Source organism: Nitrosospira multiformis (genome assembly GCF_900111585.1).
Classification (GTDB): Bacteria; Pseudomonadota; Gammaproteobacteria; order Burkholderiales; family Nitrosomonadaceae; genus Nitrosospira; species Nitrosospira multiformis_B.
Genome location: NZ_FOHI01000001.1, coordinates 578,075 through 590,286, shown reverse-complemented (window position 1 = coordinate 590,286; position 12,212 = coordinate 578,075). Strand labels below are relative to the sequence as shown.

At 58.6% G+C, this 12,212-nt stretch carries 3 protein-coding genes; all 3 read right to left on the bottom strand.

What is annotated here, in order from left to right; genetic code table 11:
* Nucleotides 1-2,009, bottom strand: a 2,009-nt coding sequence (locus BMW46_RS02800; protein WP_143049081.1) for a condensation domain-containing protein, incomplete at its 3' end; no start/stop codon positions are given.
* A gap of 67 nt (nt 2,010-2,076) precedes the next feature.
* Nucleotides 2,077-6,801 carry a type I polyketide synthase gene (locus BMW46_RS02795; protein WP_074704248.1) on the bottom strand — a complete coding sequence of 1,575 codons (4,725 nt, stop codon included), beginning with the start codon at nt 6,799-6,801 and terminating at the stop codon, nt 2,077-2,079.
* A complete protein-coding gene (locus tag BMW46_RS02790; RefSeq protein ID WP_256376924.1) occupies nt 6,801-12,161 on the bottom strand; it encodes a non-ribosomal peptide synthetase in 5,361 nt (1,786 codons plus the stop codon). Before BMW46_RS02790 ends, BMW46_RS02795 begins: the two co-directional genes overlap by 1 nt.
* Nucleotides 12,162-12,212 lie beyond the last annotated feature (51 nt).

Genomic DNA, 12,212 nt, shown 5'->3' with positions numbered 1-12,212 from the left:
ACGCCTTTTGGTTTTCCTGTGGAGCCTGAGGTATAGATGACATAGGCAAGGTTGTGTCGATGCAGGGCGGCTTGCGGGTTGCTGTCGGATTCCTCCTCGAGGTCGAGCCTGTCCAGCTCCAGCACCGGATGTTGGCCGGAATGGGGAATGCGCGATCGAATCCGGCTTTGCGTCAGCAGCAGCCCGATGGCACTGTCTTCTGCCATGTAGGCCAGCCGCTCCTGCGGATATTCCGGGTCCAGCGGCACATACGCCCCGCCTGCCTTCAGGATGGCAAGCAATCCCACCACCATGTCGATCGAGCGCTCCACCGCAATGCCCACCTTGACCTCCGGCCCAACCCCAAGCCTGATCAAGCGGTGCGCCAGGCGGTTCGCTCTTCGGTTCAGCTCACCATAGCTCAGCTCGACATCGCCAAAGACCAGGGCAACCGCTCCTGACCGCTCTTCAGCCTGCCGTTCGATCAGCTTATGCACGGGCTCCGCATTTTCATAGCGCTGCTCGTTGATCCCCCAGGCCTTAAGCTGCGCCCGCTCGGCTTCACTGAGGATGTCGATGTCGCCAAGGCTCTGCTGCGGATGCTCGGCCAGTTGCTCCAGAAGATGCAGATAATGGTCGCCAAGCCGTCCAATGGTGGCAGGCTCAAACAGCTCCGCGGCATAGGTGAAGGTGGCTTCCAGCCTGCCATCGGGCTGCTCGACCGTATCCAGGGTCAGTTCGAACTGCGCCGCCTGCTCGCTCAGCTCGTGATTTTCCACCGTGAGCCCGGGCAATTGCTCAAGTGCCCGGTAGTCTTCGCGCAGGTGGTTGTACATGACCTGAAACAGAGGATTCTGATTCAGGTTGCGTTCGGGTTGCAGGGCTTCAACCAGTCGCTCAAACGGCAAATCCTGGTGGGTCTGGGCACCCAGCGCTGCTTCCCGCGTCTGATCGAGCACCGTATGCAGGGACATGCGTCCGTCCATGAGGGCGCGCAATACCTGGGTATTGACGAAGAATCCGACGATGTTTTCTATTTCAGCCCGATGCCGGTTGGCAATCGGCACGCCCACACGGATATCCCGCTGGCCGGTATAGCGATAGAGCAAGCCCTGAAAGCCCGAGAGCAGCGCCATGAACAGGGTCGCTCCCTGGCTTTGCGCCTGACGCTGCAAGCGTGTAGCCAGACCCGCGGGTAATGTGAAGGTGTGGCGCGCCGCACGGTAACTGGCCTTGGAAGATCGGGGGTGATCGGTGGGCAATTGCAATACCGGGTGCTCTTCCCCCAACTGGCTGCGCCAGTAGGCCAACTGCCGCTCTTTTTCTCCCGCTTCCAGCCAGTTGCGCTGCCATATCGCGTAATCGGCATACTGGATCGGCAGTGCCGGCAGGGAGGATTCCTGCCCCTGCCCCTCCCGCTGCACCCGGGCCCGATAGTGGGCAGCAAATTCGTCAATGACAATGCGGTTGGACCAGGCGTCCGAGATGATGTGGTGCATCACCACCACAAGAAGATGTTCTTCCGCTGCAATGCGGATGAGGGCAACCCGAAGCAGCGGGCCTTGCGTCAGATCAAAGGGCGTTCCGGCTATCCGGCCTGCTTCTTCACCAGCTTGCGCTCTGGCTTGTTCCAACGGCAGTCCGGAAAAGTCGGTCAGCGGAATTTCAAGCCGCGGCTCATCTTCGATGATCTGCTCCGCCAGCCCTTCCGCATTGGCCCTGAATATCGTACGCAACGACTCATGCCGCCTGCCCAGCGCCGCAAAGCTCCAGCGCAGCGCTTCAATATCCAGCCTGCCTGTCAGCCGCAACCCCCCGCTCAAATGATAAGCCGTGCTCAATGGCTCCAGTTGCCATAAAAACCAGTGACGCTCCTGTGCGTATGAGAGCGGCACCTGGGCGGAAGCGTTGCGACAGGGGATGTTCGATTGAAGGGCTGGAGCATGAGCTCCGGCCAGCCGCTGCGCCAGCCTCTCCCGTTGCTCGGGGGTCAGGCGCGCGCGTCTTTGAGCTAGACTGCTGCTATGCATGATGGTGCGGATAAAAATGATGAAACATCGAGAGATGGAAGGGCTTCACATCACAAGGGGCGGTAAATCATGAACACTCGATCTCGTCCAGCAATTTCGTTTCTACCAGCTCGGCGAGACCTGCAACGGTGGGAGACCGGAAAAAGTCTGCAGGACGCATATCGATTCCGAAAACTGTCCGTACTCTCGAAAGCAGTTGAATACCCAGCAACGAATCCCCCCCCAACTCAAACAGATTGTCATGAATACCGACAGCATCCATTCCAAGCAGGCTCTGCCAGATCTCTGCAATGCTCTTCTCCAGGTCGCTCTCTGGAGCGACAAAGGCCGTATCCAGGGCAGGTCGCGGATAATGCGACTGGCCGCCCTGCTCATGCTGCCCGTTCTCCGCCAGCGCGAAAGGCTCTCCGACGAGGGCTACCAGATCCTCCTGCGTCTGATTGAGGCGGGCGTGCAGGTCAAGGGTGGAGACAATCACCTGGGGCCTGACCACGTTATTGACGATGTGCTCGAAAGCCTCAGCGCCTTCCCTGGGTGAAATTCCCATCCCCTCGGGCATTGCCATACTGGCCGCCATCCCCACATCCCGCCAGCCATCCCAGTTAACGGATATGACGGGAAATGCGGAGCCGCTATGGGCGGAACGGGTAGCCTCGCGGGCGACAGCATCGAGGTAGGCATTGGCGGCACAATAATCGACCTTGCTGAGGCCACCCGCAATGGCTGCCAGCGATGAGCACAGCAGCATGAAATCCAGGGAGGCATCCCTGAATACAGCCTGCAATGTCTGCGTTCCCTGTACCTTGGGGGCAAACACTTTCGCCACCTCCTCCCCGGTCTTCACCGAAATGAGATCGGTACCGACCTCTCCCGCGGAATGAATCACACCGTGAATAGCACCGAAGTGCTCATAGGCCTGCATCACTGCCATCTTCAACTCGGCCTGGATCGCAACGTCGGCCTGCAATACCAGCACTTCCGCCCCCAGCGCCTCCAGATGCATGACCTTCTCGATCTTGCTGCGCAAGCGGTCTGCTTTTTCCGCTGCTAAAATGACATTGGGCCACTGCTCGCGGTCTGGGAGCGGGGAGCGTCCCATCAGCACCAGCTTTGCATGATAGTTGCGCGCCACATGCTCGGCCAGCGTCAGGCCGATGCCGCCGAGGCCACCGGTAATCAGATAGACACCGCCCTTTCGAAGGCGAAGGTGCGCTTTCCCCGGCTTCCGACATTGGATGGGTTCGAAAGTCTGAATCCAGCGGTGGGGTCCCCGGTAGGCGACCATTGAGGAAACCGGCTCAGCCTGAAACTCGGCCATTATCTGATGCACAAGCCGGTTTTTTGCAGTATCGTCGCCTGCTGGCAACTCGACATCAACCAGCCGGCAGCTCAGGTAAGCATATTCCTGGGGAATAACCTTGCAGGGTCCAAGCAACAGTGCTTTTTCCGGACGCAGGGATTCGCTGCCGGTGACATCCTCGAACTGGTCGGTGATGACCGTGATTTCGACCTTCGCGTCGCTCGAAATGACCTGTTTGGCACTCTCCAGCGCCTGGGCGAGATAAAACAGACTGAAGAAATTCCTGGCCTCGATTTCCACTTGACTTTCGACCCGGCTTTTCCCGTAGATGGGTCTGCCGCCATTCCCGGTCAGGCTCCACAAGTGAAAGATATGTCCGAGGGTCCTGCCATCCTCGCCGATGTTGCGCAACAGGAGATCGTAATCCTGCCGTTCGCCCGGCCGGACAATATAATGGTCCTTGTCCTGACGGCGAAAGGCCGAGCCCGCGGAGACGACGATCGGCTTTATTCCCAGCGTAAGCAAATGCCCTGTCAGGGCCCTTCCGAAGGGATGATCATCCGCGAAGAGGATGAATGATCTTCCCTGGTTCAGGAGGATGCTCTCTTGTTCAATTCTGTCCGAGCGGCGCCACGAAGGGGTGTAAAACCATTCATCGAGCGGTCGAGCTACCGGCCCGGCATTATCCGTCACCTGCTGGCGTGCACTTGGCTCAAGGCCAGCCATGAGCCGGGACCTGTTTTCTTCGCCCACTGCCTTTGCAGTCTTCGCGGTCTTCTGGGTGCCGGGCTTGATCCAGTATGACTGGCGCTCGAATGGGTAAGTCGGCAAGGAGACGCGATGGCGGCGCTCGTCAGCGTAAAAACTCCCCCAATCGATATCGACCCCGGCAAGCCACAATCTTCCCAGGCAAAGATAAAAATGTGCTTGAGATTGGTGCACTCTGCCGGGATGGGGCAAGGATGAAAGGATGAGGTGTTCCGGTTTTGCTTCGGAATGACGCCGCGCAAGGGTAGTCAATGTTTCGCCCGGTCCCACCTCCAGCAGGATTCGATCGGGATTGCCCAACAGCTCGCGCAGTCCATCATCAAAGCGTACCGTCCCGCGCACGTGCCGTCTCCAATATCCGGGATCGGTGGCTTCCTGCGGAGTAATCCAGTCGCCGCTGAGATTGGAAAGAAAGGGAATCTGCGGTGGGTGCAACTCCATGGCCGAAACCAGCTCCATGAAAGCCGGCAACATCGGTTCGACCAGTGCGGAGTGGAATGCATGGGAAACATGAAGGCGTCGCACCCCGATACCTTTATTACGCAGATCGGTTTCCAATGCTTCAATGGCGGCAACCGGCCCTGAAAGGACGCACAATTCAGGACCGTTGACAGCGGCGAGATCGCAGCTTTCCGACAGGTAAGGCGTTATTTCCGCCTCGGACAGCATGACCGCGAGCATGGCGCCCGTCTCCGTCTGCTGGAGCAAGCGTCCGCGCAAGGCAACCAGGCGCAGCGCGTCTTTGAGCGAAAATATGCCCGCAAGACATGCCGCGACGTATTCGCCCACACTGTGACCGATCATTGCCGCCGGTTGGATGCCCCAGGACATCCATAGCTGTGCAAGAGCATATTCGACGGCAAAGAGTGCGGGCTGGGTAGCTTCTGTCTGTTCGAGGCGCGCGGAAAGCTCCTTCTTCCGCGCCTCATCCCCACCTTCAAGGTTAGGGTCAAGGTTAGGATATACGGCGGCACGCAGGTCGAAATTCAGGTGGGGTTGCAGCAATTCGACGCAGCGATCGAATTCCCGCCGAAAAACCGCCTCCCCGTGGTAAAGCTCTCGCGCCATATCGATATGCTGGGCACCTTGACCGGGGAAAAGAAAGACTATGGGGCGATTTTCCGACGCCACTTGTCCGGCAACAAAGCGGTCCGCAGGCTTTTTTTCCAAAACGCCGAGCGCCCCCTCCCTGTCATGGCACAGCACTACTGCACGGCAGGCAAAACTTTTTCTTCCCGTTTGAAGGGTATAAGCGGCATCGGCAAGGGGTAAACCGGGATGTGCGCGCAGATGCTCGTGCAGTCCGGCAATCATCGCTTCCAGCGCCGTACGCGTGCGCGCCGAGAGTGTGAGCAACTGACAGGCACGTGAGGAACTCACGGGCTCTATGGGCGGAGCTTCCTCGAGCACCACGTGCACATTGGTCCCCCCGATGCCGAAGGAACTCACTCCGGCGCGCCGTGGGGTCGATTCATTCGACCAATGCCTGCTCTCCGTGTTGACGTAAAAAGGACTCGAGGAAAAATCGATTTGTGGATTGGGCTGCTCGAAATTCAGGCTGGGCGGAAGGGTTCGATGCTTCATTGCCAGGACGGTTTTGATCAGGCCGGCCACGCCTGCTGCTGCATCCAGGTGACCTACATTCGTCTTGACCGATCCGATGGCGCAGAATCCCCGCCTGTCCGTGCCTTCGCGGAAGGCTTGCGTGAGCGCCGCGATCTCGATCGGATCACCGATCGTTGTTCCCGTGCCATGCGTCTCCACGTAGCTGATCGTGTCGGCATCCACGCCAGCGATGGCCTGAGCCGCCAGAATCACTTCCGCCTGGCCTTCCACGCTCGGTGCAGTGTAGCCCACCTTGGCCGAACCATCGTTGTTGATTGCGGACCCTTTGATTACGGCATGAATCGTATCGCCATCGGCGAGTGCGTCCGACAGCCGCTTGAGCACGACAATCCCCACCCCGCTCCCGATCACCGTGCCCGCCGCCTTTGTATCAAAGGCGCGGCAGTGGCCATCCGGCGACAGAATCGCTCCAGGCTGGTACCGATAACCGCCCTCGTGCAACAGATTGACCCAGACACCCCCCGCCATTGCCATATCCGCCTCGTGATTGAGCAGGCCACGGCAGGCGACATGCACGGCCGCGAGTGAAGTGGAACAGGCTGTCTGCACGGTAATCCCCGGTCCGCGCAGATTGAGCTTGTAGGAGACGGTGGTCGTCATGGAATCCTTGTTGTTTCCATTCATCAACCCTTGCAGCGAAGAAATGTCATGCATATCCGAAAATCGACCGCTGGAAAACAGATTCAGCAGCAGGTAAGTGTTAACCCCGCAGCCGGCATAAACCCCGACCGGGACGCTGCAGTTCGATGCGTCATAGCCGGCATCTTCCAGCGCCTGCCAGGCCACCTCCAGGAACAGCCGGTGCTGCGGGTCCGTTTCCGCTGCTTCGCGCGGGGTATAACCAAAGAAAGAGGCATCGAAAAGATCGATACCGGGCAGTTCGGCGCCCGCCTTGATGTAGTGGGGATCTTCCAGAGTCTTGCGCGAAATCCCTCGCGCCAGGAGTTCCTCATCGGTAAAGAAAGTAATGGACTCGACTCCATTCCGCAGGTTGCGCCAGAAAGTATCCACGTTATTCGCGCCTGGAAACCGGCCCGCCATACCGATAATTGCGATATCGATATCGTCTCTTTCCGAAAACTCTTCCGTATGATCCATTAATGCGTCCTCCCTGCTCTCAGCCTGCGTTGTATGAACGTCGCTCTCTGCCGCTGCGCCCGTTCCTGATGGCGCTGCAAGGGCAGGCGCTCCCTATCCATCTGCCTGTCCTCCTGGTCGAGGAATTTGGCCAGGCTCGCGACGGTGGTATATCTGAAAAGGTCGATGATGGCGATGCGTGTTTTGAACCGCTCTTCCAGTTTGCATTGCACCTTGATGAGCAGCAGCGAATGCCCGCCCAGATCGAAAAAATTGTTGTGCAGCCCCACTCGGGGTAGCTCCAGGACTTCCGCCCAGATTTCCGAAATCATCGTTTCCACGGCATTGACGGGCGCCTGATAGGCCGCCTCATCGATCTGCTCCGCCAGGGGCAAGGGCAACGCCTGGCGATCGACCTTGCCATTGGGGTTGAGCGGCAGACTATCGAGCAGCACAAACGAACCAGGCAGCATGTAATCCGGAAGCACGGCAGCCAGCGCAGTCTTGAGCATGGATGCATTGAGTGTTACGCCGTGATGTGCGGCGACGTAGGCGATGAGACGCGTTCCATTGCGGCTTTCCTTTGCCACTACCGCCGCCTCGCGAACTCCGGGCTGGGCCAGCAACTGTCCCTCGATTTCGCCCAGTTCAACCCGAAAACCGCGAAGCTTGACCTGGTGATCGAGCCGGCCCAGGTATTCGAGTTGGCCACCATTGTCCTCATTGCGCCAGCGCACGCGATCCCCCGTGCGGTAAAGGCGGCTTCCACCGCGCGCGAAAGGATCGGCAACGAACCGGTCTGCGGTGAGACCGGGACGATTAAGGTATCCGCGGGCAAGTCCTGTCCCACCGATATAGAGTTCTCCGGCACAGCCGGGAGGCACGACATTCAAGTCCTCATCGAGCACGTACAACTTGCGATCTCCAACGGCACGGCCGATGGGCGCGAATTCGTGGAGGATACCGGCCTCAGCAGTTTCAGACGCGTGGGCTACCCAGGCGGCTGGGGTGATGACCGTTTCGGTGGGTCCGTAGGCGTTGACCAGCCGGGCTTGCGGGAGAGCCGCCTGCGTGGCGGCCAGGTCGGCTGCAAACCATGCTTCGCCGCCTGCTATGCAAGTGCGTACCGACGGGGCACCGCCCTGCATCAAGGGAAGCAGCATCCGCAGATAAGCGGGCGGCAAGTGCAGCGTAGTTATGCTGTGCTTTCCGATCCGATCGACGAAACCGTCGCCAGCAAGATCCCGTGTCGATGAAAGGACAAGCGTCGCACCTTCGCACAAGGGCGTGATCCACTGTTCCGCAGCCGCATCGAAATTCATCGAGAAAAACATGAGTTCGCGATCACCAGGACGTACGTCGTAGATTTCCCTGATCGCTGCCAGATGCATCGCCAGGGGACCATGGCTTACTCCTACTCCTTTCGGTCTGCCGGTCGATCCGGAGGTGTAGATGACATAAGCGAGATTATCGGGATGTAACGTAATCTCCGGGTTGGTCTCTGCTACCCCCTTCACGTCGGCACCATCCAGTTCCAGCACGGAAAGCTTTTCCGAATCAGGGACACGATTCCTGAGAGGGGATTGCGTCAACAGCAACCGGATGCCGCTATCCTCAACCAGATAGTCGAGGCGTTCGCGCGGATAGTCGGGATCGAGCGGTACATATGCTCCTCCTGCCTTGAGAATGCCCAGCAGGCCGACGATCATCTCGATGGAACGTTCTACCGTAATGCCGACCTTTACTTCCGCCTTGACTCCCAAAGCGATTAAATGGTGTGCGAGCCGGTTTGAGCGACGGTTCAGTTCCTGGTAGGTTATTTCGGTATCGTTGAAAATCAGGGCGCAGACGTTTGGGCGTTCTTCCGCCTGGCGCTCTATGCGCCGATGCACAGGTTCATGGGCAGCATGATGGGCAGCTTCATGGGCGACTGGATGAGCGGATGGATCGAACACCGCGCTACCTGAAAGGTGCGCTACAGCATTCGTCCCCCATGCTCCCCATGCTCCGAGCTGCGCCATATCGCTCTCGCTCAACAGAGGCACATCGCCGATGGATATTTCCGGCTGCCCGGCCATTGCCCGCAACAGAGCCGCATACTGGCGTCCGAGGTGCTCGATCGTGCGGATATCGAAGAGCTCCGACGCATAGATGAAGCTTGCACGCACGTTTCCGTCGGCTGACTCGATCGTTTCCAGCGTCAGCTCGAACTGTGCAGCCTGCTCGCCCAACGGATAGTCAACGATCTTCAGACCCTTGATTTGATCGAGCTTGCGCCGGTCGCTTACCAGATGATTCAGGGTCACCTGGAACAGCGGCGTCCGGCTCAGGCTTCTCTCCGGCTGCAATGCTTCAACCAATTGCTCGAAGGGCAAATCCTGGTGTGCCTGGGCGTCGATTGCCATCTCTCTGACCTGCGCGAGCAGGGTTGACAAAGCCATGCGGCCGTCAACCTTCCCGCGCAGTACCTGGGTATTCACGAAAAAACCGACGATGCCCCTGGTTTCAATCCGGTTGCGATTGGCGACCGCCACGCCCACACGAATATCCTTTTGTCCCGTGAGGCGGTAGAGCAAAGCTTGAAAACCCGCCATCAGCGCCATGAAAAGGGTCGCACTGCGGTTATCAGAGCGTTGGGCAAGGCTTCGCAGCCTGCTCAGCACATCCGGCGTCAGGTCGAAAGAATGACGTGCCGCCTGATAATTTGCCACAGGCCGCCGCGGATGGTCGGCCGGCAATTCCAATACCGGATGTTCGGTGCCCAGGCAATCACGCCAGTAGGTCAATTGCCTGTCTTTCTCGCCTGCTTCCAGCCAGTTGCGCTGCCACTCGGCATAGTCCGCGTAGCGGATGGGTAACGGGTCGAACTGCGGCAACTGCCCCTGGGCATGAGCCAGATACCCGATGGCGAGCTCGTCAAGCAACACCTGCATCGAGGCACCATCGGAGATGATGTGATGCATGGCCATAACCACGATATGCTCATCCTGCGTCAGCCGGATCAGGACTACTCGCAGCAACGGGCCCTGTGTCAGATCGAAGGGAGCCGAAATGATCTGGTCGGCCTCCTCTTTCGCACGCGCTTCACGCGTAAGGGCAGGAGTGTCGGCCAGATCGATGTGTGGAATATGCAACCGCACCGCCGGTTGAATCACCTGCTCCGCGGAACCTTCCGCTCCTGTCCGGAAAACGGTACGCAAGGATTCGTGGCGCGCGACCAGCCCATCAAGGCTGGCCTGCAACGCCTGCGCATCCAGGGAGCCTGACAATCGCAACGCCTGCTTGATGTGATAGGCAGTGGATGTCCGGTCCAGTTGCCAAAGGAACCAGAGACGCTGTTGACCAAAGGAGAGCGGGGCCGCATCGGCTGCTCCAATCCTCCTTGCGGTGGAAAGAATGCTGATGCTGGCAGTGCGTCTGGGAGTGCCAACAGACCGTATGCGCTTGATTTCCTCTGCGCACTCCCGCAACTTTGGATTCTCGAACAGGCTGCGGAGCGTGAAATCGATCTGCCAATGCTCAGCAATACGCGCCACAGCCTGAACTGCCGAGAGTGAGCTTCCGCCGCTGGCAAAAAAATGATCCTCGCGTCCCAGCCCACGGTGATTCAACACGGTTTCCCAGATGCCCACTAGCGAAATTTCGACGTCATCCGTCAACGTGGGTACGGGCCGAACGCTGCCGCCCAGCACGAAACTGCCAAACTCATAGACGGCATATGCGTCCAGGGTGCGCTCGCGCCAGCCTTGGCGGCAGGCTGCGCGCTGCAATTTTCCGCTGGAAGTCTTGGGCAATCCTCCCGGATTCAGTAGTATCACCACCGAGAGTGGCTCATGGCAGCTTCCGCTCACGGCCTCACTCAACGCCTGCACCAGAGTTTCAACGGCGATAAGCTTCTGCATGCCGCGGGATATCTCCACGGCCATGCCGATTCCTTCCCCGTTTTCGGTTTCTACCGAAAACGCGGCCACCCTTCCCTTCCGGGCGGCCTCCACTTCATCCTCGATCACTTGCTCGAGGTCCTGCGGGTAGACGTTCTGCCCCCTTATGATGATGAGATCCTTGCGCCTTCCTGCAATGTATAACTGTCCATCATGTATGAAGCCAAGGTCTCCGGTACGGAGCCAACGTCCCTCCTCGCGGGAAACAAAAGTTTCGGCTGTCTCCTCTGGTTTTCGCCAGTAGCCGCAAGCCAGGCTGGCACCATCCGTCCAGATCTCTCCGATCGCACCATCGGGCAATTGGACACCTGTTTCCGGATCTACAACCCTCACCGTATGACCGGAAGCCGGCACACCGCAAGCTACAAGAGAGGTTCCCTGCTCCGCCACTTCGACCTTGCCTTGCGCGAGCATCTGGGTAGAGAAGCAATGTGCCTCCATGCCGTCTCCACGCGTCCCACCGGTGACAAAAAGCGTTGCTTCGGCCAGGCCGTAACAGGGATAAATTGTGCCAGGTGGAAATCCTGCCGGTGCGAAGCGTTCGATAAATGCTTTCATCGTTTCCCGGCGTACCGGTTCGGCACCCGAAAAGGCGACACGCCAGCTCGACAAGTCGAGCTCTTGTAGCTGAGCATCGCTTACCCGGTCCGCACAGAGTTGAAACGCAAAATTGGGCGCGCCACTCACCGTCGCACGGTAGTGCGAAATGGCTTTCAACCATCGTACCGGTCGTTCGATAAAAAACCGGGGCGCCATCAGCACGACAGGAATGCCCCGATGGATGGGTTGCAGCAAGCCGCCGATCAGTCCCATATCGTGATACAGCGGCAACCAGCTCACGAATATGTCGTTTGCATTGATCGACATGCCCTCCTCGAACACCCTCGTATTTGTCATCAGGCTGCCGTGGCTCACCATTACCCCTTTGGGCGTGGATGTAGACCCTGAGGTATATTGCAAAAACGCGATATCTCCCTCTTTGGGAAAATATTCCCGCCATGCGGAGGCGTTATCGCATTTCACCGTGTCCACAGTCAGCACGGTCGCATAAGAAAACTGTTCCACCGCGGTACGAGCAATCAAGGGCATGATTTCGCTCGTGGTCAATATGCAGCGTGCCTCAGCATCGGCTGCAATGGCGAGCAGGCGTGCCAGATGCCGTTCTCGCACCATCTCCGGCGGGAAAACGGGCACAGCGATGAGTCCCGCATAAAGACAGGCGAAGAAGCCGATTACGTAGTGCTCATCATTTTCCATGAGCAACAGGGCGCGCTCGCCTGCCGAAAAACGGTCCTGCAAAATGGCTGCGAGTGCGCGAACATGTTGATCCAATGTTGTGTAGTCGAACGCTTTTTCCACAGCTCTCTCGCCTTCCTGGCCCATTACCGTCAAGGCGAGGTCTGTGGGACGTGCCAACGCGAGACTACGGAGATGCGTCACCAGGTTTTGCGGGTAAACGCGGTGAAAAATTGACCTTGGCGTCATAGTGAA